We start from the raw sequence: 22,097 nt of genomic DNA, 5'->3' as shown, positions 1-22,097 counted from the left end.
TACTTGCTCAATATAACAAAAATAAATAGATGTTAGATCATAATCTGATTTGAAGTAATTTTCAGCAAAAACAGTGAAATAAATTAATCACGATTAACAACCGTTTGAAAACGATTAATCATCAAGTTGTTGAAATGAGTAAAAGTTAACGAGGCTTAATGCTAATAATTAGCAGAAAAAGGCGTTTTAGGTGTCTATTATTGATATTTTATAATGAGGTAAAAACCACCATCTTGTTATTTCAAGTTAAATAACTCGCCATTTTTTAAGTTTTAAAGGATATAAATACCGAATTAATTCGATATAACAAGTCAACAGCCTAAAAAGGACAAACTCATCTATATTATGGCAAAAAGTTGATTGCAAATTACCTGCATATCGAGGCATGCTAGGCACTGGATCATAGGGGAACAACAATGAATTTTAATCGTGCGGTAATTAAAGTAGGCAGTGCTTTGGTTGCACCAGATAATAACGGTTGTAGTGGTAAGTATATTCTTGCTATTGCTCGTTTTATTACCGAATGCCAACAGGCAGGTAAAGAAATTATTATCGTTTCATCGGGCAGTGTTGCTGCAGGACGACAATTGATTAAGCACGGCTCTCCCGTTCCCTCTATTCCCACTAAACAAGCGATGGCATCCGTTGGGCAAATGAAAATGATGGCGAATTGGCAGTGCTTTTTTGATGTTCCTTGTAGCCAGTTACTCATTACCCATGGAGATTTAAAAGATCGCCAGCGCTACATCAATATTAAAAATACCTTACGTATTTTATTGGAAAATGGTGTTATCCCTATTGTTAATGAAAATGACACGGTCGCGACCGATGAATTGAAAGTCGGTGATAACGATAATTTAGCCGCCTTAGTCGCTTTAGTGAGCGAGGCTGACTGCTTATTCATCTTAAGCGATATCGATGGCGTTTATGACCAAGACCCGCGTGAAAACCCTAAAGCAAGGTTACTCCCTGAAATTCATGAAATTACCGCTGAAATTCATGCCATGGCTGGAACAACAAATAACGTTATTGCCACCGGTGGTATGAAAACAAAAATTCAGGCAGCGGAAAAAGCGGTTGAAAATGGCATAGATACTTATATTTTAAATGGTAGTCGTAGTGAAGTTTTTCAACAGATATTAAAAGGTGAAAACCCGGGTACACATTTTAGTGCCAAACAAGCGGCGACCAAAGCACGCAAACACTGGTTAAAACATACCTTAAAAAGCAGTGGAAAAGTACATATTGATGCGGGTGCAGTGCATGCTGTGCTTAATGAAGGTGCTTCGTTATTACCCGCAGGTGTCAGTCAAGTTGACGGTGATTTTGTCGCTGGAGAGTCAGTTGATATTATTGACGCGCATTCTAAAAAGCCCATAGCCAAAGGTATTTGCCAATACAGTCAACGAGATTTGTTGCGTATTATGGGTTGTAATAGTGAACAGATAATCACTTTATTAGGTTGTTGTCCCAGTAAAGTGATTATTCATCGTGATGATATGGTTGTTTTATAAGGCTAGGTAACGGGGTAACTACCTGAGGCTCTAGCGACCAAACTGTTTACTTTGTGTTGGCTTTTGCTTAGTCACTCTTAATTTTAGACGTTCAGGCCATTGACCACTATGGTCACGTAAGCAAGATTCTTCACTATCTAAATGCACATTGTGGCGAACGTTTTTTAAGACAATACCCACTTTGAGTAACTGCTTTTGAATGACATCACGCAAGTGGTCATCAACTTTTTGTTCTTTGGCTGCAATCACTTCTGCATCGATATCGAAAATACAGGTCACCACTAAACTCGCGGGAAAATTAGTGTAATTAGCGCGATGGGTTAACCAACAGAAACCATCAACCTCGCTAGTGAAGTCTTCGCAGGCTAATTTAAGTGCTTTACAAACATTATTATCGATTTTTTGCGTGGTTTTATTGAGTTTCATTATTTATATTCAGCAATGGCTATTAAAGATGATTTTTTCATTAAATGAATATGATTGATAGTAAATCAACAATGTTTTTAGTGGCGAGGTGTTAAATAAGGTTTAGCGGTTATCGGCAATAGCGAGGTCAATTACAATGATAACTTAACGTTAAATGTCGGTGCTTGTTTTAAGGAGGTGTCACTTTTAAGGTATCAGTGATTTTTTGTCGGTAATGGTGACTTAAGTTAATGATAAGCACCTCCATTATTCACGGAGGTACGGTTAAAGCCTATAGATGTGGCTTTATGCTGCTATGTAAGAACAACAATAATCAGCTAACGTTTTTACTTTGATATCAAATTTAGCATCGGCGTCGACATAAAAGTGTCCACCTGCAGAAATGCTTTGCCATTGCGTCTCATTAGGTAATAATATTTCAACCTCACCAGCGATAATTTCCATCAATTCTTTTTCCGCTGTAGCAAAGGTATACTCACCAGGCATCATAATGCCTAAGGTTACTACTGAGTCATCTGCTAACGTTACTTTTCTGCTAGTTACGTTGCCGTCAAAATAAACATTAGCGGCCTTGGTCAGTGTTACATTCTTTAATTCTGTCATGATAATTTTCCTCTTTGATATAAAATAAAGCGCTGCAGTTTAACACTTGCTGGCCAGAAAATAATACCACTAGATTATCTGGCTTAAGTGTTTACCTTTCGTGATCTACAACGCTTGTTTTATTTTATTTTATTGATTTGACTCTACAATGCGTTTCATATCGGTCATGTAACCACGTAATTTTTTACCTACGCTTTCGACACCATGGCTGCGAATTGCTTCGTTAACCTCAATCAAGCGAACGTTATCAACGCCATTTGAGCTTTCCTTTAAGCCTTCACCTAATTCTTCAAGTGACAATTTGTTGGTGAAATCACTAAGTAAAGGTTGTGCAGCATGGGTAAATAAATAGTTACCGTATTCAGCGGTATCTGAAATGACTACGTTCATTTCGTACAATTTGTTACGGGCAATACAGTTAGCAATTAACGGTGTTTCGTGTAATGACTCGTAATACGCTGATTCTTCAATGATACCCGCAGCAACCATAGCTTCAAAGGCTAGTTCAACACCGGCTTTTACCATAGCAACCACAAAGATGCCTTTGTCGTAGTATTCTTGTTCGGTAATTTCAATGTCGCAATCAGCGGCTTTTTCAAAAGAAGACTCAGCTGTTTCTTCACGCCATTTTAATAAATTCACATCATCATTTGCCCAATCTTCCATCATAGTGGCAGAGAAGCGACCTTCGATAATGTCGTCCATATGTTTTTCAAATAACGGACGTAAGATGACTTTTAATGCTTCAGACATATCAAACGCTTTAACTTTAGCAGGGTTTGATAAACGGTCCATCATATTGGTGATACCCCCATGCTTTAAGCCTTCCGTTGTTGTTTCAATGCCGTATTGTAATAGCTTACGTGCATACGCAGCATCCATACCTTGCGCAACTAACTGCTTATGGCCAAGTACTGCTGCGGTTTGCAACATGCCACATAAAATAGTTTGCTCGCCCATTAAGTCAGACTTCACTTCAGCAATAAATGATGATTCAAGTACGCCGGCACGATCGCCACCGGTAGCTGATGCGTAAGCCTTAGCGATTGCTAAACCGTTACCTTGTGGATCATTCTCAGGGTGAACAGCAATTAAAGTAGGTACACCAAAACCACGTTTGTATTCTTCACGTACTTCAGTACCCGGACATTTAGGGGCAACCATGACTACAGTAATATCTTCACGAATTTTCATACCTTCTTCAACGATATTAAAACCGTGTGAGTAGGCTAGAGTTGAACCCTGTTTCATATGAGGCATAACAGCAGTAACAGCAGAGGTATGTTGCTTATCTGGTGTTAAATTAAGCACTAAGTCAGCTTGTGGAATTAATTCAGCGTATGTACCTACGGTAAAACCGTTTTCTGTCGCCCATTGCCAAGATTGACGTTTTGATGAAATGGCAGCTTCGCGTAATGCGTAAGAGATATTTAAACCTGAATCACGCATGTTCAAACCTTGGTTTAGTCCCTGTGCGCCACAACCAACAATAACAATGTTCCAGTCTTTAATAAAATTACAGCCATCGCTGAATTCTTCACGCTGCATAAAACGACATTTGCCTAACTGACCTAATTTTTCGCGTAAACTTAACGTATTAAAATAATTGCTCATTGGGTTATCCTTTTGTCTCAAATCGACTCAACGTAATGCTGGCGATGTGATCATTAAATAGTTTTATCGGTCTTTCTGACGATGAAGTTATCATAGCGCAAGATTAATGTTGCTTAAAATGATATATTCGCAAGGTGGTGTTGCATAAAACGCAATAATTGGTGGGTAAAATGTTGTCATGAATGGTAAGAGTAAAGAATGGATCTTAAATCGTTAAAAATGTTCGTGCATTTAACCCACAGTCTTCATTTTGGGAAAACTGCTGAAGCGCACCATGTCAGTACTTCTACCTTAAGTCGAATTATTCAAAGGCTGGAAGATCAGTTATGTTGTTTGCTATTACATCGTGATAATCGCTCAGTGGTGTTAACTGAGGCAGGTATGTTATTTTATAAATATGCTGAACAGCAGCTTGAACAATGGCAATTATTGCAATTGTCGCTTGACCAAAAGCAGGCTGAACTACAGGGTAAACTTCACATTTATTGTTCTGTTACTGCCGCTTATAGTCATTTACCACCGCTATTGGAACGCTTTCGCCAGCAACACCCGCTAGTTGAAATTGTATTAACAACCGGTGATGCTGCTGATGCCTTTGACCAAGTACAGCAAAAATTGGTAGATTTTGCCTTTGGTGTAAAACCTGAAAGCTTATCAAGAATGTTTTATTTTCAGCACATTGCTAATGTGCCGTTGGCCGTAATTGCACCGACAATGGCTTGTCGAGTTCAGCAACAATTACAAGACGAAACGATTATTTGGTCTGAAGTACCAATTATTTTAGCTGAGCATGGTGCGGCACGTAAGCGTTTTGAGCTTTGGTATCGTAAAAAGCAACAAGGTAAACCCAATATTTATGCAACAGTTTCGGGTCATGAAGCGCTTGTTAGCATGGTTGCTTTAGGTTGTGGTGTTGGCATGGCACCAAAAGTTGTTGTGGAAAATAGCCCAGTAAAAGACCGGGTGCAATATTTACAACATGTTGGCGATATTGAGCCGTTCGACCTCGGCATTTGTTGTTTAAACCAAAGTCGAGAACAAACCTTAGTCAAAGCCTTCTTTGAGGCAATTAAATAGTCTCAGCAACCGCTTTATCGCTAGAGAATAGCCATTATTAATGGCTAGAAAGCTTTTTAATTGTGATGTCCGGTTAAAAAGAAACAGCATCGGTTAGGTGTCTCAGTAATCGGTCCATTGCGCGATAAGACAGCGCTTCAATGATATGTTCATGTTGAATATCTTCAATACTATTCATGTCTGCCAAGGTGCGCGCTATCTTTAATATTTTATGGTGGGCGCGTGTAGACAAACCAAGTTTTTCAACGGCGAGCTCTAAAAATTCATGCTCATCAGCACTCAGTTTGCAAAATATCCGTGTTTCAGCACTCCCTAAGTGAGCATTTGCTTTCCCTTGTCGCTGTAATTGTAATTCTCTACACAGCGCAACCCTTTTCTGTATTTGCGCAGAACTTTCATTGTTATGATCATTCTTTGCCCACATACCCTTGGGTAAACGTGTCACCTCAATTTGAATGTCAATTCGGTCAAGAAAAGGCCCCGATAGGCGATTTAAATAACGTAGCACTTGTTCGGGTGTGCTGCGGTTATCATTGTAAAATCCGGTTGGGCTAGGATTCATCGCAGCCACTAATTGAAATTTTGCTGGAAAGGTTTGTTTGTACATTGCTCGAGAAATGGTGACTTCAGCTGATTCCATGGGTTCACGTAAAACATCGAGCACTTTACGAGCAAATTCTGGTAATTCATCCAGAAACAATACACCATTATGCGCTAATGAAATCTCTCCGGCTTGTGGTTGGCTGCCACCACCAACCAGTGCCGCAGAAGAAGCCGTATGATGGGGGGCGCGAAAGGGGCGAGTTAACCAAGATTTATGATTGATTTTTTGATGACTAATCGAAGCGATAGCTGCAGCCTCTAACGCTTCACTTTCGCTCATCGGTGGTAATATTCCAGGTAAGCGGCTCGCTAGCATGGTTTTGCCCGTACCGGGTGGTCCAATAAAAAGTAGGTTGTGCGCGCCACAAGCAGAGATCTCTAGAGCTCTTTTTGCTAGTGGTTGGCCAATTACATCAGCAATGTCTTTGCTGGTAGGCACTTGATAATGTTCTACTGCTTTTGCTGATACCAAAGGTAGCGAGCGTTGCTTTAAAAAGTGTGGGTATAATTGACTTAAATGTTCTATCGATAAAATATTGGCCTGCTTAACCCAACTCGCTTGTTCAGCATTTTGTTTAGGAATAACTAAGGTTCTTTTAGCCTTAGCGCAAGCAATTGCCATTGGAATTTCACCAATAATTTCACGCAATTCACCCGAAAGCGCAAGTTCGCCAGCAAACTCATATTGGCTTAAATCTGTATTAGGTAGTTGCTCACTGGCAACCAAAATACCAAGCGCTATCGGTAAGTCGAAGCGACCTCCTTCTTTAGGTAAATCAGCGGGGGCTAGATTTATGGTAATTCGCTTTGCTGGGAATTGATAACCACAATTGATGATAGCGCTGCGCACCCGATCTTTTGATTCACGTACCGAGGTTTCTGGTAAACCAACAATATTAAATACCGGTAGTCCATTGGCTAAATGCACTTCGACAGTGACAAGGGGAGATTCAAGCCCAACCCGGGCTCTGCTATAAATACAAGCTAAGCTCATAAAAATCCATTTAATTAGCATCCTGTAAGTTAAGTTTAGTCAGGATTTATCTAAAGTGCTAACGCATCATATAACTAAATTATTTATTTCAATTAAAAAACGATAGTAAAAAAACTTGCACTTAATATTAGAGCTATGGTACTAATTTAAATAGGAAGTGCAATAGCCAACAAATTTAAAAGTTTTTCATTTTGTTTTTATAAAGAATCAAGGTAATTGAATAAACATGCAAAAATTTAGTTCAGTGATTATTAACATTCTCGTCGTGGTGATTATTAAATCATCGCGAGGTTGTTTGTTGAGCTAAGAAAAACTAAAGCAAAAAACAAACCCTCGCTCCGAAAGGAACGGGGGTTTTTTTATAGATAAAGATGAAAGTAATGATAGTTAGTTTTAATATCAATATTTTATATCAATAAATCATACCAACTCAGCGCAAAGGAGAAAGCTCAAACTAACGGTTATGCAAAATGTATTCAGTTGGGTGGGTTAAAAAAAAGATGACAAGTGAAAATAAACAAACAGGCGGTTCATTACTTTTTGACGTACTTCAGCAGCACGGTGTTGAGCATGTTTTTGGTTATCCTGGTGGCGCTATAATGCCAATTTATGATGCACTTACCGACAGTGACATCCAACACTTCTTGTGTCGTCATGAGCAAGGTGCGGCATTTTCAGCAGTAGGCTATGCAAGAGCAGCCGGTAAAGTAGGGGTTTGTTTTGCGACTTCTGGACCGGGGGCAACTAATTTAATTACTGGTCTTGCTGACGCCCTTGCCGATTCAATTCCTATTGTTGCCATCACTGGACAAGTTGCTACCTCGGTGATGGGCTCTGATGCTTTTCAGGAAATCGATATTTTTGGTTTATCACTCGCCTGTACTAAGCATTCTTTTCAGGTAACAGATATTAACGATCTGGAAAAAGTTTTACATCAAGCCTTTGCTATAGCATTGGAAGGGAGACAAGGTCCTGTTCTTGTCGATATCCCAAAAGACATTCAAATTGCGCATGTGGTTAGCCAAGGCAGTGTGGTTTCAACCTTGAAAAATAAAGTTAATTTACCACCGGCTAATGTTGGTTCTGCAATCGCTATGCTTTGTCATGCAAAACAGCCTGTTTTGTATGTGGGTGGCGGTGTAGGTATGGCGAATGCGGTCGATGAATTACGCGATTTTATTGATATTACCCATATACCGAGTGTTTCAACACTAAAAGGTTTAGGTTCTATTTCGCCTGATAATGAAAATTATCTTGGCATGTTAGGCATGCACGGCACTAAAGCGGCAAACTTAGCGGTACAAGAAAGTGATTTGTTGGTGGTTGTTGGTGCACGTTTTGATGACCGAGTTACTGGGAAATTAACTGAGTTTGCGCCTCATGCGAAAGTTATTCATTTTGATATAGATACAGCCGAAATTAATAAACGCCGAGCCGCTGATTCAGCGATCTTAGGTGATTTGAAAACTAATCTACCTGCCTTATCGATTCCTTTAGAAATCAAAAGTTGGCAACAAAAATGTCAGCAAATGAAAGCTGATTTTGCTTGGGATTATAATCATCCTGGCAGCACTATTTTTGCACCAGCGGTACTTAAAGAGTTGAGCGATAAAATGCCGCTAAACAGCTGTGTTACCACTGATGTTGGTCAACATCAAATGTGGGCGGCACAGCATATGTCATTTGATCACCCTAGTAACTTTTTAACCAGTGCTGGCATGGGCACCATGGGCTTTGGCTTACCGGCAGCGATCGGTGCACAAGTTAGTCGACCAACAGATTGTATTATTACTGTTTCAGGTGATGGCTCTATCATGATGAATGTGCAAGAACTCTCAACAATAAAGCGTTTTCAGTTACCGGTAAAAATTGTCCTTATTGATAATGCCAAATTAGGTATGGTCCGCCAATGGCAAGATTTATTTTTTGACGGACGTTTAAGTGAAACAGATCTTTCTGATAACCCTGATTTTGTAATGCTTGCAAATGCATTTGACATTAAAGCTAAACAGATAAGCTCTAAGGCAGAGGTTTCTGAGGCGATTGAAGAGATGTTAGCGCATAACGGGCCTTATCTTTTACAAGTTAAAATAGATGCCGCAGATAATGTTTGGCCACTAGTTCCACCCAATACAGCCAATGATAAAATGATGGAGAGTACTTAAGATGAATCATTATCAATTACGTATAAAGGCTGATGATAAGCAAGTGGTGTTAGAGCGTATTTTACAAGTCGCCCGCTACCGGGGCTTCCTAATTGAAGGTATTAAGGCACGAGTTAATACCGGTACAAATATCGGTACTATAGAATTAATGGTGCGAAGTGAACGACCTATTTCACTTTTAGTTGATCAAATTAATAAACTGATTGATATCAAAGACGTCAAGGTAGACAAAAATACCACGCAGTAATGTCGCTCATAACCAGTTATAATAATTGCGCAACAAGCACCCATAAAAATTCAGAGTTGGTTGGGTAAGTAAACTACAGCTAACTCGTTAAAAATATTATAAATTAGGAAGAAAAATGGCTAAAGTAAATGCAGAACTAATTTGGTTTAATGGTGAACTCATGCCTTGGAAAAATGCTACCGTGCATGTAATGAGTCACGCTTTGCATTATGGTTCCTCGGTATTCGAAGGTATCCGTGCTTATGATACTCATAAAGGTACGTGTATTTTTCGCTTAGAAGAACATATTAAACGTTTATTTGATTCAGCAAAAATCTATCGAATGAATATCCCTTTTACCCAAGAAGAAATTGTTCAAGCCTGTAAAGATGCCGTTGCTGAAAATGGTTTAGCTTCTGCTTACTTACGTCCGTTGGCTTTTTTGGGTGATATCGGTATGGGTTTACGTCCACCTATTGATGCAAAAGCTGATGTAATGATTGCTGCATTTAGTTGGGAAGCTTACCTAGGTGCTGATGCTATTGAGAATGGTGTAGAAGTTGGAGTGTCAAGTTGGAATCGATTAGCACCTAACACTATGCCAACAGCAGCAAAAGCCGGCGGTAATTACCTTTCATCACAACTGATTTCAGCTGAAGCTGCTCGTCATGGTTATGCTGAAGGTGTCGCACTTGATATCAATAATATGGTCAGTGAAGGAGCCGGTCAAAACTTATTTTTGATCCGCAAAGGTATTCTTTATACCCCTCCTGGAACGGCTTCTATTTTACAAGGTTTAACCCGTGATACTGTCTTTTTCCTTGCAGAAAAATTGGGCTATGAAGTACGTGAAGAGCCAATTTCTCGTGAGTCATTGTACTTAGTTGATGAGTTCTTTATGTGTGGCACAGCAACGGAAGTTGTACCGGTAAAATCAGTGGACGGAATGCTCGTCGGTAATGGTACCCGTGGACCGATCACTAAAGCTATTCAAGAAGCATTTTTTGGTATTTTCAACGGAACGACTACTGTTCCAGATAATTGGTTAGACCCCGTTAAATAGCGGTAATAAAAGCAACTCGTTGTCATTATCACTTTATCGGTATCGGCAATACTCGCTTATTGCGACAAGCTCGGTACGTCCTCTTTGTTAAAGTGGCAAATGTTGAAGAGTTGCTATCACCGTAAATTATAAATAAAACCGATAAGGTTTTATTTTAAGAGCTTCTTGGAACAGTGGCTTTCAAAATAAAATTTTTCACAATATTAATTCACATTATTAATTGGAATGTAAATATCATGCCTAAATTAAGATCTGCAACTTCTACTCAAGGCCGTAATATGGCTGGGGCTCGTGCTTTATGGCGCGCAACAGGAATGACGGATAATGATTTTGGCAAACCAATTATTGCGGTTGTTAACTCTTTTACTCAGTTTGTACCCGGTCACGTACATTTAAAAGATATGGGGCAGCTGGTTGCTGGCGCTATTGAAAAAGCGGGTGGTGTCGCTAAAGAATTTAATACTATTGCGGTTGATGATGGTATTGCCATGGGACACAGCGGTATGCTTTACAGCTTACCTTCACGTGATTTAATTGCCGACTCGGTTGAATATATGGTTAATGCGCATTGTGCCGATGCTATGGTCTGTATTTCAAACTGTGACAAAATCACGCCGGGCATGTTAATGGCGGCTATGCGCTTAAATATTCCAGTGATTTTTGTTTCCGGTGGCCCAATGGAAGCCGGTAAAACTAAGCTTTCTAACCAAATTATCAAACTTGACCTTGTTGATGCGATGATCCAAGGTGCTGACCCAAAAGTCTCTGACGCGCAAAGTGACCAAGTTGAACGTTCGGCTTGTCCTACTTGTGGTTCCTGTTCGGGTATGTTTACCGCTAATTCAATGAACTGTTTAGCAGAAGCGTTAGGTTTAGCACAACCGGGTAACGGTTCAATGCTTGCAACCCATGCTGACCGTGAACAACTGTTTTTAAACGCGGGTAAAGAAATAGTTAAATTAACTAAGCGCTACTATCAAGAAAATGACGAGTCGGCGTTGCCACGCAATATTGCTAACAAAGCGGCGTTCGAAAATGCCACTTGTTTAGATATTGCTATGGGTGGTTCAACAAATACCGTGTTGCATTTAATCGCCGCTGCGCAAGAAGCTGATATTGATTTCACCATGAAAGATATGGATCGCTTATCAAGAATTGTCCCGCAGTTATGTAAAGTTGCTCCTTCTACACCTAAATACCATATGGAAGATGTACATCGCGCTGGTGGTGTTATTGCAATTTTAGGTGAATTGGCTCGCGCTAATTTATTAACCATGGACATCAAAAACGTACTGGGTTTAACACTTGATGAAATGCTAGAAAAATACGATATAACGTTAACTAAAGACCAAAGCGTGATCGACTTTTTCCGAGCAGGCCCTGCAGGTATTCGCACCACTAAAGCTTTTAGTCAAAATTGTCGTTGGGATACTGTTGATGATGATCGTGAAAACGGTTGTATACGTTCACTTGAACACGCGTATTCATTAGAGGGTGGCTTAGCGGTATTAGCCGGTAATATTGCCCCTGATGGTTGTGTTGTTAAAACGGCGGGTGTATCAGATGATAATTTAGTCTTTACCGGCCCAGCTCATGTTTTTGAAAGCCAAGATGATGCGGTTTCAGGTATTTTAGCGGGCAAGGTTGTTGCTGGCGAAGTGGTTGTTATTCGTTACGAAGGCCCTAAAGGAGGCCCCGGTATGCAAGAAATGCTTTACCCAACTACGTACTTAAAATCTATGGGGTTAGGTAAAGAATGTGCTTTATTAACCGATGGTCGTTTCTCTGGTGGCACTTCTGGTTTATCTATTGGCCATGTTTCTCCTGAAGCCGGCAGTGGCGGTATGATTGCCTTAGTTGAGCAAGGTGACATTATTCATATCGATATCCCTAATCGCGATATTACATTAAACGTCAGCGAAGCAGTTTTAGCTGAGCGTCGCGTTAACATGGAAGCAAAAGGCAAGGATGCTTGGAAACCGCTTAATCGTGTACGCCCAATTAGCTATGCGTTGAAAAATTACGCGATGTTAGCAACAAGTGCTGACAAAGGTGCTGTACGTAACCGTGATTTACTTGACGGTTTAGTTGAGGCGTAAGGTGAATTTCTTGATGACCTTTTGGAAAAAATATAATGACTGAAGCTGAACAGCAAGCTTTAGTGCTTGCGAAAGAAACTCAAGAACAAGGGCTCGACTATTTACGAAGAATTTTATTGGCACCCGTTTATGATGTTGCTATAGAAAGTGAATTAACACCATTAACTAAGTTGTCATCACGTTTAGGTAATCAAATTTTCCTTAAACGTGAAGACCAACAACCGGTTCATTCTTTTAAGATACGTGGTGCTTATAATAAGCTTGTTAATTTAACTGAAGAGCAGTGTATTCATGGGGTGATTGCCGCTTCTGCCGGTAATCATGCTCAGGGCTTGGCACTTGCAGCAAATAAGCTTGGTATTAAAGCCACGATTGTTATGCCAATAACAACACCTGATATAAAAGTTGATAATGTACGTCGTTTTGGCGCAGAAGTGCGTTTAGTCGGTAAAAGTTTCAATGAAGCACAAGTTGCTTCATTAGATTTTGCCCGTGATGAAAATAAAACAATAGTTCCTCCTTTTGATGATATCGATATTATCGCTGGACAAGGCACGGTTGCCAAAGAACTTTTACAGCAGCACCCAAAAATGGACGTTGTTTTTGTTCCTGTCGGTGGCGGCGGTTTACTAGCAGGTATGTCGGTTTATTTAAAGCAACTACGACCCAATATAAAAGTCATCGGTGTTGAAGCAGAAGACTCTGCTTGCTTGAAAGCCGCGATGGAAGCCGGCAAACCGGTCGACTTAGAACAAGTGGGACTGTTTGCTGACGGGGTTGCCGTAAAAAGGATTGGTGAAAACACCTTCAATGTCATTAAACATTATTGTGATGACGTGATCACGGTAACAACCGATGAAATTTGTACTTCTATCAAAGACATCTTTGAACAGACGCGTGTTATTTCAGAACCGGCTGGTGCATTGTCATTGGCGGGTTTACAGAAGTATTGTAAAACCAGCGCTGGAGATGAAGCATTAGTTGCTATCCTTTCTGGTGCTAATATGAATTTTCATACGTTACGATATATTTCAGAACGCTGTGAATTAGGTGAGCAAAAAGAAGCGGTGCTTGCAGTAAAAATTCCAGAAAAGAAAGGTAGTTTTAGAACATTCTGTCATGCCTTAGATGGACGAGTGATCACTGAATTTAATTACCGTTATGCAAAAAAAGCCAATGGCAGCCATAAAAGTGCTAATATTTTTGTGGGTGTTAGAACCAGTGGTGAGGATGATCGAAATCACTTACTGTCACAGTTAACTAAAAAAGATTATCGAGCAACAGATTTTACTGATAACGAATTAGCTAAGCTTCATGTCCGTTATATGATCGGTGGCCAAAATTCTTCACCGACGCCAGAGCGTATTTTTCGTTTTCAGTTTCCTGAATATCCAGGTGCATTGGAAAAGTTCTTAGATACTTTAGGTGAGCATTGGAATATAACTTTATTTCATTACCGTAATCATGGTGCGGCTTTTGGTCAAGTATTAGCTGGCTTTGAAGTGAAAAATGATGATCAGCTTGCCTTTTTCAATCATCTAAAAGATTTAGGTTATGAGTGGCAAGAAGAAACCGAAAATAAAGCCTACCAAGCATTTTTAAATTAAATCGAGAAATTATTTAAATAACCTTTACTGATCATAGACTAAAGCCACTTTAATTGAAGTGGCTTCTTATATTTTATACTTTTCAATTACAGAAAAATTAGTTTATTCTATATCCATAAAAACTATATGGACATTTCATGATGCAAGTAAGCCAAGAAGATGAATCAGTAATCCCCCCCCCTAAGTTAAAACCCTTAGATAAACATAAACGTGTTGATGCCTTAGATATTTTACGTGGCCTAGCTCTCGTTGGTATTTTATTGATGAATATTGAATGGTTTAACCGTGCAATTATTTCTTTAGGTAGCCACGATACAACATTAACCGGTATTGACCATGCGGTTGGTTGGTTAATTCGTTGTTTTGTTGAAGGTAAATTTTATAAATTATTTGCCCTTATCTTTGGAATGGGCTTTGCTGTTATGTTGTTACGTGCCAAAGATGCCGGTCGACCCTTTGGTGCTTGGTTTGTTCGTCGTATGTTGGTATTGCTGCTCATCGGTATAGCCCATATGATTTTTTTATGGGGCGGTGATATTTTACACCAGTACGCTATCGCGGGTCTAATTCTATTAGCTTGGGTTACCTATAAAAAAACAGAAGACCCAAAAGCTTATTTAAAATTAGCCTTAATGTGGCTAATGATCCCTCTTTTTCTGGTGAGTTTTTTGGGTTCTATATTGGGCATGGTTTTTAACGAGTCTAAGTATCAAGAAATATGGCAAAACGAACTTGATATATATACAGCAGTTGAACAGCAATTACTGATAAATACTGATGTTATATTAGAAAAGAACGATGCTATTGATAGTGAAGAGTCTAGTGCTGAAGAAGCTATACTTACCGATGAAGAACTGAGAGAAATCACTATTGCTGAAACTATTGAACAACGTAAAGCATTACAGGCGGATATTGCTGAAGAAGATAGTGCCTTTATGCAAAATAGTTATTGGCAAGCTACAGAATACCGGCTTGGCTTTCTGGGATTTATGTTGATGTTTACGCCTATTATGTCGTTGGTCGTTTTAATACCAATATTTATCTTAGGTTTTTGGCTAGTGGTGACAGAAAAAATAACCAAACACCAAGAGCATCATAAATTTTTTAGTCTCTTGGCTAAAGTCGGTTTATGTGTTGGTATTCCATTAAATGTTGCTAGCATCTTAATTATTCAACACCCTGCCACAGCTATTTCAGTTGTACTGCAAGGTGTTGGGCAAACACTTTTTTATATCGGCCAATATTTACTATCAGCAGGATATTTAGGTCTTGTTGTTTGTGCCTTGAATAAACAAATATGGAAAAAATTCTTTGCTGCATTTTCACCCATGGGGCAAATGGCATTAACCAATTATCTAATGCATTCAGTTATTTTAACGAGTATCTTTTATGGTTATGCGGGAGGGCAATACGGTGAGATATCAAGAGCACCACAAATGCTTATTGTTATAGCCATTATAGTGACTCAAATAATATTATCTAAATGGTGGTTAAACCGCTACCGCTTTGGTCCCATGGAATGGTTATGGCGTAGCCTAACCTATAAACAAATGCAGCCAATGAAGTTGTAACCTGCGGTAAATTGAAGTGAGTTTACCTTTAAAAGTTAACAAGCAGCCATTGGCTGCTTGTTACCTAAAGAAGATAGATTAACTTTTTTATTATTGACTTTAATGAACGATAATTCTCTTTGTTTAGCCGAAGTAGACAAGCAAAGAAGAGCCACCGGGTAATATAAGTTTACTTAGTAAAACTCTCAGGTATAGTAATTTATAATTAAGTTTTACTAATTCGAGTGAGTTTTATATGACCAAAAAAAGATTACTCGTTGTTGAGGACAGTAAGTCTACTGCGTTAGTCATTGAAAAGATTGCTGTTTCCTTAGGGTATTCCGTGACCATCGCTCACACCTTTGCTCATGTTAAAGTGTTGCTTGCCCAAGAACATAGTTTTTTCTTAGCGACGCTTGATTATGGTTTACCTGATGCGCCTAATGGTGAAGTTGTTCCCTATATTGTTCAGCACAATATTCCCAGTATTATCATGACGGGCCGAATTGATGACGCTACGCATAAGAAATTACTTAACCAACCCATTATTGATTACATTACAAAAACGAATGCTCAGGCTTATCATTACTTACTTCGAATCCTTCATGGCCAACTGCATAACCCAAAAATTGGTGTTTTAGTCGTTGATGACTCTTTAGCCTCAAGAAATCATGTTTGTCAGCTACTTAAACGAAGAAACTTCACAGTTTATGATGTTGAAGATGGTACCAAAGCCATTAAAAAGCTTGAGGAGCAACCAGATATAAAAATTGTGATCCTTGAGCAAGATTTAACCGGGGTGAGTGGTTTAGAATTAGTGCATAAAATTAGAGCCAAAAACCCGATTAATGAGTTAATCATTATAGCGGTAGCGAGTTTAGAAAAGAGTTTTCAATCAGCACGATTCATTAAAAATGGTGCCGATGATTTTCTACGAAAACCTTTTTGTCCCGAAGAATTCTATTGTCGCGTTATGCTAAATATTGAGAAGCTACAATATATTGAGAAACTAAAAGATATCAATTAAATTAAGTTTATCCTTAAAATAAAAAAGCAGCCGGTGGCTGCTTTTTTATGGGTAACCAATGACAATAAACATTTATGTCAAATAACCTTAACAACATTTCTATATTCAACAATATTCTTAAATATTCACCTTTATATTATTGCAGGAATAACCAAGAATAAGTCTGCTGTCGACGGCATTTTAATACTTAATCTAAAAAGGAAAAGCAAATGACGCTTGGTGAACAGTTAAAAAACTTAGAAATGAAAAAGCATTAAGTCAGCCTGATTTAGCTGATTTAACGGGAATAGAGCAATCTTATTTATCAAAGTTAGAAAAATGATAAGTCAATGCCATCAAATGATATTTTTAGAAGGTTATTAGCCGCTTATGAGTTATCTTTAGCTGATTTTATAGCTGCATTCGACAGACATTACGCTGAGACTCAGCTCAAGCAAATACCTGATATAGAGCATTGGTTAAGGCAGCAACAGCAATCACAAATGTTAAATCAAAGGTGTTATCTTTATATATGCAGTGCACTGATTGTCCTTGCGCTTACTTTATTCTATGTCGGGCAAAGTAAAATATTGTTTCCAGAGGTACAGTTTGGATATTATTCTCAAGGCGTTGTTTTAGTGGGAGAGCCAAAAGATATATTTGATTATTGTGAGAAGATGATCCCGCGAGAAAATGTAAAAAACCAGCTTTACTATAAAAAGAAGATGGAGATGACACAACGTAAGGATGAAAATTCATATTGTCTGAGAAATTCTTAGGGAAAAACTACGTCGTAACATTACCAAAAGGGCTTCGGCTTTATCGTGCTGATAGTGAAAAAATGATTGCTCAGCCAATAAATGCATGGCTACGAATAGCGGGTGTATTCTTGTTTTTCATGGGAATTATGGGCTTTATTTTAGAGCGACGTGTCTATAAAATAGTCACTTAGTCTACTCTTCGAAGCGATAAGTTAGTTGTACCGATAATAACTTATCGCTATTTATGGCTTTATTCAGCTAACTTAGCTTCGATTTCAGTGAGCTTATTTTCTAACTCAGCCAGTTTTTGACGCGTTTTTAATAATACTTGTGTTTGTACATCAAACTCTTCACGAGAAACTACGTCAAGCTGTGTTAATTTTCGTTGTAACACCACTTTGGTTTTTTCTTCAATATCTGCAGCTATATCTTTGAATTTAAGTGGAATTGCATCGGAAACTTGTTTGGCGATTTCTTCAATCTTTTTAGCGTTAAACATAATAATTATCCTTAGTTCATCAATGAGCTCATTGTAATGTATTTAATGGTTTTGCCAATGGCTAATTTATTAACTCTAAGATATTTAACAATGTAGAGTTTGACCTGTGCGCGGGTATATACGATATAGAGCAAACAAGGTAAAATCATCGCCCTGAAAATCTAATTATCTGAAAAACTGAACACTATGAAACTTAACCCCGGACAAAATGAAGCGGTAAAATATGTTACTGGCCCCTGCTTAGTCTTAGCCGGCGCGGGTAGTGGTAAAACAGGGGTTATCTGTAAGAAAATTGCTTATCTTATTGAAAAATGTGATTACAAAGCCCGTAATATTGCGGCAGTAACCTTTACCAATAAAGCCGCACGAGAAATGAAAGAACGTGTGATTAAGATGATGGACAAAAGTTTAACGCGAGGTCTCACTGTTTCGACTTTTCACTCGCTGGGTCTTGATATTATTCGTAAAGAAATTAAAACCTTAGGTTATAAACCCGGTTTTACCTTATTTGACGACCAAGACACGTTATCTTTATTAAAAGAATTAACACATGATGAGCTTGATGGTGATAAAGATTTACTGAGTAAATTACAGAGCATGATTTCCAATTGGAAAAATGACTTAATGTTACCTGACTCCGCGATAAAAATGGCTGGTGATGCAGACACCACGATGTTTGCTGAATTCTACCAGCTCTATCAAAAACATATGAAGGCTTATAACGCGCTTGATTTCGATGACTTAATCTTAATCCCTACCTTGTTATTAAAAAACTTTCCTGACGTTAAAACACGCTGGCAGAAAAAAATTCAATACTTACTGGTTGATGAATATCAAGATACCAATGCCAGCCAATATGAGTTAGTAAAATTAATTGCGGGTGAACGGGCCTTGTTAACGGTTGTTGGCGATGACGATCAATCTATATATTCATGGCGTGGTGCAAAACCGCAAAATCTTGTTTTACTCGGAGAAGATTTTCCGCAACTTAAGTTGATTAAGTTAGAACAAAATTACCGCTCAAGTGGTCGTATTCTTAAGTGTGCCAATACATTAATCGCGAACAATCCTCATGTTTACGACAAAGCGTTGTTTAGTGAGTTGGCTTACGGCGTTGAACTGCGCGTTATTCAAGCGAAAAATGAAGAGCATGAAATTGAGCGAGTGGTCGGTGAATTAATTGGTCATAAGTTCTTAAATAAAAGTAAATTTAAAAATTATGCGATCTTGTATCGTGGTAATCATCAATCACGCTTATTAGAAAAAGCATTAATGCTTAACCGTATTCCTTATAAGATCAGCGGCGGGACTTCATTCTTCTCACGCAGCGAAATTAAAGACATGATGGCATTTTTACGTGTTTTGGTGAACCCTGATGATGACAATGCATTTCTAAGAATAGTTAATGTACCACGCAGAGAGATTGGACCCACGACACTAGAAAAACTGGGTAATTACGCCAATATGCGGCAAATAAGTATGTTCGCCGCTAGTTTTGAGTTGGGGCTTGAACAGCATTTAACCGGTCGTGGTTTAGTGCATGTGCAAAGGTTTACTCGTTGGTTAGTTGAAACTGGCGATCACGCGGAGCGAGGTGATACACCTGCCGTGCTTAGAGCGATGATCCGTGAAATAAATTATGAAGATTGGCTGTACGACACTTCGCCTAGCCCAAAAGCGGCAGAAATGCGCATGAAAAACGTTACGCAACTTTTTAGTTGGGTAACTAATATGCTTGAAGGGGATGAAGAAGAAGAGCCTATGTTATTGCCAGCCATTGTAACCCGCTTAACCTTGCGCGATATGATGGAACGTGGCGAAGATGAAGACGATGCTGACCAAGTACAATTAATGACACTACACGCTTCTAAGGGGCTAGAATTTCCTTATGTCTTCTTGATTGGCATGGAAGAAGGTTTATTGCCACACCAAACAAGTATGGACGAAGGTAATGTTGAAGAAGAGCGTCGATTGGCTTATGTGGGAATTACCCGTGCACAACGTGAATTGATTTTTACTTATGCCAAAGAGCGCCGACAATATGGTGAAGTTTCTCGCACTGAAGCGAGTCGATTTTTACACGAATTACCGCAAGACGATTTAAGTTGGGAGCTAACAGAAACTAAAAAAAGCCAAGAGCACAAAGACAAAACCACTAAAATGGGTGTGGCGAATTTGCGTGATATGCTCAAGAATAAAAATAAATAAGTACTTTTTTATGTTTTGGCTAAAGATAACTAAAACAAAAAATTTCAATTAAGCCCGCCATTAATGATAATAAAATAACGCCTCTTTGCTTCAATGAGGCGTTATTTTTTATTAACAATTAGCCATGAAAATTAAAATAATCTTACAAAGTTAAACAAATGAAATACAAAAACTGAACAGTTTAATGTTTTGTATTTCATTATAATTAATCTACACAAAGTTTGACCTCTTACTTAATAAAAGCTGATAAGTCTTTTATTGGTCTCACTTTTAATGAAAAATTAATTATATGGATATCGCAGTTGATGAGTTTAAAGAAAGTGCTGTTGAGTTGTTTTATTTGTATTTCCGTCAGTTCATGTGCGTTCGTTCCTTCTTCTTCACCTGACCAGCCTTACTATTATGATTGCGATATGGTGACAAAAAAACTAACCTTAAAATCCACTCAAATGGGGGAGCTAGGAGATTGTGACGATGGCGGTATAGCGGAATGTATCATTATGACGGGTATTTTGAGTACAGCAATCTTGATTGTTTCTGGCAGTGTCGTTTTGTTAGGTAATACTTTGCATTGGTCAGAATATAAGTTGAAATGTTAGACATACAATAAGGTCATCTAAAATTAAAACAGCTCAACAGATATAATTTATTGTTGTTGGTTTTCCTAGTCATTATTTTACGGGTTTGTAAAAATAACTTACGCGCTTTATGAAGGCTAGTAACGCATAAATTATAACGTCCACTTTAAGTTCATTGCTGCCTTTGGTATTTCACCTATTAACGCTAACTAATGCCACAAAAGAGACCTTTCCTAACACCCTAAATCAGCACCAAAAAGGTCTTCTCTGATACGAAACCGGACATAAGCCTTTGCTTATTTAACTGCGACCATTTCGACAATTAATCGTAAAAAGGATAGGTTATGTATGGATTATTTTTTGTCAAAAACTATAAAAATCATACCAGTAGTGATGAATAATCAGTTAAAGTGTCTGAAGGCTTTTACACATGTGGCATAGCAAAGGATTAAGTATCCTATGGTAGTAATTTTTATTGAATACCACTACTAATAAATCAATAGGTATAGAATATTTTAAAGTGGTGTATTCATTAAGTGATAACCGAATTAGTATCTGAAGATTTAATAGATGAATCGTTTAGGTGGTTATGTAAACAACGAAAACACTTTCCTGATAACAGTGATGTATGGGATGTACGTTTTCATTGGAATAAAATTAAACCACAACTTATTGATGAATTAATATCAAATACATTTAACTTTCAACCATTGCAAAAGATAACTAAATCATCAGGTGAAGTTATTCACTTATGGACATCAATCGATAGTGTGGTGTTGAAGTTGTTATCACTGGTGTTACAGCGTTATTTACCTTCATCTAAGCTGTGTACACACTTAAAAGGGCATGGAGGTAGCAAACAAACGGTAACTTCAATACAACGTGAAATAACGAATAATATCTTTGTATTTAGAACGGATGTTAAATCTTATTACGAATCGATAAACCACGAGATATTGTTAGATAAGTTATCGGTTTACATCAAAGATAAAGCGGTAATGAACTTACTAGCACAGTATTTAAAAAGAAGTGTTGAATCAGGTGGATTATTTAAAGATATTAAACAAGGTATATCATCGGGTTGCCCGTTAAGCCCTATTATATCGAGTTTTTACCTAGTTGAGTTAGATAAAGAAATGGAAGGTAAAAACGTTTATTACCGACGATACATGGATGACATCATCGTATTATCACCATCAAGGTGGAAATTACGCAAAGCGATAAAAACGGTTAATCAACATTTTGAAAAACTAAAATTAAAACAACACCCTGATAAAACCACGATTGGTAGAATTAATAATCGTTTTGACTTTTTAGGGTATCAGTTTGGACAAGCAAAAATAACAGTTTCAAAACGAACATTACAAAATCACATACGTCGATTAACGCAGCTTTATGAGCAAAAGAAGCATCTACAAAATTGGAAGATGCTTCTTGATGATTATCGACAACATTAGGTTACATGGTTTTATTCAGGCATACCGTCGTCGATAATTAATTTTGA

General features: G+C 38.3%; 19 protein-coding genes and 1 pseudogene. 15 read left to right on the top strand and 5 right to left on the bottom strand.

Annotated elements, in window-relative coordinates; genetic code table 11:
* The first annotated feature begins 416 nt into the window (after positions 1-416).
* Positions 417-1,514: a glutamate 5-kinase gene (gene proB / locus H4J67_RS06620; protein ID WP_182175965.1), complete on the top strand. Its 1,098-nt coding sequence runs from the start codon at positions 417-419 to the stop codon at positions 1,512-1,514.
* A 30-nt stretch (positions 1,515-1,544) separates the two neighbouring features.
* On the opposite strand, the gene H4J67_RS06615 is transcribed toward proB, so the two are convergent.
* The 3 genes from H4J67_RS06615 to ilvC all read right to left on the bottom strand — a co-directional run bounded on the left by H4J67_RS06615 (position 1,545) and on the right by ilvC (position 4,157).
* Entirely contained in the window at positions 1,545-1,940 is a 396-nt protein-coding gene (locus H4J67_RS06615) for a Fis family transcriptional regulator (protein ID WP_182175966.1), read from the bottom strand.
* A 285-nt stretch (positions 1,941-2,225) separates the two neighbouring features.
* A complete protein-coding gene (locus H4J67_RS06610; protein ID WP_182175967.1) occupies positions 2,226-2,543 on the bottom strand; it encodes a pyrimidine/purine nucleoside phosphorylase in 318 nt (105 codons plus the stop codon).
* A gap of 129 nt (positions 2,544-2,672) precedes the next feature.
* On the bottom strand, positions 2,673-4,157 hold the full coding sequence (ilvC, locus tag H4J67_RS06605) for a ketol-acid reductoisomerase (protein ID WP_182175968.1): 1,485 nt from the start codon (positions 4,155-4,157) through the stop codon (positions 2,673-2,675).
* 198 nt (positions 4,158-4,355) lie between these two features.
* On the opposite strand from ilvC, the gene ilvY reads away from it, so the two are divergent.
* Positions 4,356-5,234, top strand: coding sequence for an HTH-type transcriptional activator IlvY (ilvY, locus tag H4J67_RS06600; RefSeq protein ID WP_182175969.1), 879 nt, complete (start codon positions 4,356-4,358; stop codon positions 5,232-5,234).
* A gap of 73 nt (positions 5,235-5,307) precedes the next feature.
* On the opposite strand, the gene H4J67_RS06595 is transcribed toward ilvY, so the two are convergent.
* The gene (locus H4J67_RS06595; protein WP_182203238.1) at positions 5,308-6,831 is read right to left on the bottom strand and encodes a YifB family Mg chelatase-like AAA ATPase; all 1,524 of its coding nucleotides are present in this window, start codon (positions 6,829-6,831) and stop codon (positions 5,308-5,310) included.
* 500 nt (positions 6,832-7,331) lie between these two features.
* Here H4J67_RS06595 and ilvG point away from each other — a divergent pair, with 500 nt between their 5' ends.
* From ilvG to H4J67_RS06545, 10 genes and pseudogenes are all read left to right on the top strand, one after another.
* Positions 7,332-8,996, top strand: a complete 1,665-nt coding sequence (gene ilvG, locus H4J67_RS06590) for an acetolactate synthase 2 catalytic subunit (protein ID WP_182174991.1) — start codon at positions 7,332-7,334, stop codon at positions 8,994-8,996.
* A 1-nt stretch (position 8,997) separates the two neighbouring features.
* The gene (ilvM, locus tag H4J67_RS06585; protein ID WP_182174993.1) at positions 8,998-9,243 is read left to right on the top strand and encodes an acetolactate synthase 2 small subunit; all 246 of its coding nucleotides are present in this window, start codon (positions 8,998-9,000) and stop codon (positions 9,241-9,243) included.
* 115 nt (positions 9,244-9,358) lie between these two features.
* Positions 9,359-10,285, top strand: a complete 927-nt coding sequence (locus H4J67_RS06580; RefSeq protein ID WP_182174996.1) for a branched-chain amino acid transaminase — start codon at positions 9,359-9,361, stop codon at positions 10,283-10,285.
* Between the two features lie 236 nt (positions 10,286-10,521).
* The gene (gene ilvD / locus H4J67_RS06575) at positions 10,522-12,384 is read left to right on the top strand and encodes a dihydroxy-acid dehydratase (protein ID WP_182203236.1); all 1,863 of its coding nucleotides are present in this window, start codon (positions 10,522-10,524) and stop codon (positions 12,382-12,384) included.
* 35 nt (positions 12,385-12,419) lie between these two features.
* Positions 12,420-13,991 (top strand): threonine ammonia-lyase, biosynthetic, encoded by a 1,572-nt coding sequence (ilvA, locus tag H4J67_RS06570; RefSeq protein WP_182175002.1) that lies wholly within the window; start codon positions 12,420-12,422, stop codon positions 13,989-13,991.
* A gap of 137 nt (positions 13,992-14,128) precedes the next feature.
* The gene (locus tag H4J67_RS20500; RefSeq protein ID WP_259368509.1) at positions 14,129-15,562 is read left to right on the top strand and encodes a DUF418 domain-containing protein; all 1,434 of its coding nucleotides are present in this window, start codon (positions 14,129-14,131) and stop codon (positions 15,560-15,562) included.
* A gap of 235 nt (positions 15,563-15,797) precedes the next feature.
* Entirely contained in the window at positions 15,798-16,568 is a 771-nt protein-coding gene (locus H4J67_RS06560; protein ID WP_182175004.1) for a response regulator, read from the top strand.
* Positions 16,569-16,806: 238 nt separating this feature from the next.
* Positions 16,807-16,890 (top strand): annotated as a pseudogene (locus tag H4J67_RS21180) (XRE family transcriptional regulator); the annotation flags it as partial.
* Between the two features lie 7 nt (positions 16,891-16,897).
* Positions 16,898-17,326, top strand: a complete 429-nt coding sequence (locus H4J67_RS06550) for a hypothetical protein (RefSeq protein WP_182175007.1) — start codon at positions 16,898-16,900, stop codon at positions 17,324-17,326.
* On the top strand, positions 17,308-17,499 hold the full coding sequence (locus tag H4J67_RS06545; protein ID WP_182175010.1) for a hypothetical protein: 192 nt from the start codon (positions 17,308-17,310) through the stop codon (positions 17,497-17,499). Before H4J67_RS06550 ends, H4J67_RS06545 begins: the two co-directional genes overlap by 19 nt.
* A gap of 59 nt (positions 17,500-17,558) precedes the next feature.
* Here H4J67_RS06545 and H4J67_RS06540 read toward each other — a convergent pair whose 3' ends face one another.
* Positions 17,559-17,807 (bottom strand): ubiquinone biosynthesis accessory factor UbiK, encoded by a 249-nt coding sequence (locus H4J67_RS06540; RefSeq protein ID WP_182175012.1) that lies wholly within the window; start codon positions 17,805-17,807, stop codon positions 17,559-17,561.
* A 186-nt stretch (positions 17,808-17,993) separates the two neighbouring features.
* On the opposite strand from H4J67_RS06540, the gene rep reads away from it, so the two are divergent.
* From rep to H4J67_RS06525, 3 genes are all read left to right on the top strand, one after another.
* Entirely contained in the window at positions 17,994-20,015 is a 2,022-nt protein-coding gene (rep, locus tag H4J67_RS06535; RefSeq protein WP_182175015.1) for a DNA helicase Rep, read from the top strand.
* A gap of 413 nt (positions 20,016-20,428) precedes the next feature.
* Complete coding sequence (locus tag H4J67_RS06530; protein ID WP_157470951.1) at positions 20,429-20,614, top strand: hypothetical protein; 186 nt, start codon at positions 20,429-20,431, stop codon at positions 20,612-20,614.
* 515 nt (positions 20,615-21,129) lie between these two features.
* Positions 21,130-22,050, top strand: a complete 921-nt coding sequence (locus H4J67_RS06525; protein ID WP_310650655.1) for a reverse transcriptase/maturase family protein — start codon at positions 21,130-21,132, stop codon at positions 22,048-22,050.
* Positions 22,051-22,097: the final 47 nt, after the last annotated feature.

The sequence above is a fragment of the Colwellia sp. BRX10-4 genome (genome assembly GCF_014077465.1).
GTDB lineage: Bacteria > Pseudomonadota > Gammaproteobacteria > Enterobacterales > Alteromonadaceae > Colwellia_A.
The sequence above is the reverse complement of the archived record's forward strand: the minus strand, read 5'-3'. Positions and strand labels throughout refer to the sequence as shown.

Excerpts from the sequence above, each read along its gene's own strand:
- ilvC (WP_182175968.1), bottom strand. The coding sequence starts at position 4,157 with ATGAGCAATTATTTTAATACGTTAAGTTTACGCGAAAAATTAGGTCAG.
- H4J67_RS06610 (WP_182175967.1), bottom strand. The coding sequence starts at position 2,543 with ATGACAGAATTAAAGAATGTAACACTGACCAAGGCCGCTAATGTTTAT.
- H4J67_RS06540 (WP_182175012.1), bottom strand. The coding sequence starts at position 17,807 with ATGTTTAACGCTAAAAAGATTGAAGAAATCGCCAAACAAGTTTCCGAT.
- H4J67_RS06615 (WP_182175966.1), bottom strand. The coding sequence starts at position 1,940 with ATGAAACTCAATAAAACCACGCAAAAAATCGATAATAATGTTTGTAAA.
- H4J67_RS06580 (WP_182174996.1), top strand. The coding sequence starts at position 9,359 with ATGGCTAAAGTAAATGCAGAACTAATTTGGTTTAATGGTGAACTCATG.
- H4J67_RS06595 (WP_182203238.1), bottom strand. The coding sequence starts at position 6,831 with ATGAGCTTAGCTTGTATTTATAGCAGAGCCCGGGTTGGGCTTGAATCT.
- ilvG (WP_182174991.1), top strand. The coding sequence starts at position 7,332 with ATGACAAGTGAAAATAAACAAACAGGCGGTTCATTACTTTTTGACGTA.
- rep (WP_182175015.1), top strand. The coding sequence starts at position 17,994 with ATGAAACTTAACCCCGGACAAAATGAAGCGGTAAAATATGTTACTGGC.
- H4J67_RS06560 (WP_182175004.1), top strand. The coding sequence starts at position 15,798 with ATGACCAAAAAAAGATTACTCGTTGTTGAGGACAGTAAGTCTACTGCG.
- ilvD (WP_182203236.1), top strand. The coding sequence starts at position 10,522 with ATGCCTAAATTAAGATCTGCAACTTCTACTCAAGGCCGTAATATGGCT.
- proB (WP_182175965.1), top strand. The coding sequence starts at position 417 with ATGAATTTTAATCGTGCGGTAATTAAAGTAGGCAGTGCTTTGGTTGCA.
- ilvA (WP_182175002.1), top strand. The coding sequence starts at position 12,420 with ATGACTGAAGCTGAACAGCAAGCTTTAGTGCTTGCGAAAGAAACTCAA.
- ilvY (WP_182175969.1), top strand. The coding sequence starts at position 4,356 with ATGGATCTTAAATCGTTAAAAATGTTCGTGCATTTAACCCACAGTCTT.
- H4J67_RS20500 (WP_259368509.1), top strand. The coding sequence starts at position 14,129 with ATGATGCAAGTAAGCCAAGAAGATGAATCAGTAATCCCCCCCCCTAAG.
- ilvM (WP_182174993.1), top strand. The coding sequence starts at position 8,998 with ATGAATCATTATCAATTACGTATAAAGGCTGATGATAAGCAAGTGGTG.
- H4J67_RS06550 (WP_182175007.1), top strand. The coding sequence starts at position 16,898 with ATGCCATCAAATGATATTTTTAGAAGGTTATTAGCCGCTTATGAGTTA.
- H4J67_RS06530 (WP_157470951.1), top strand. The coding sequence starts at position 20,429 with ATGGTGACAAAAAAACTAACCTTAAAATCCACTCAAATGGGGGAGCTA.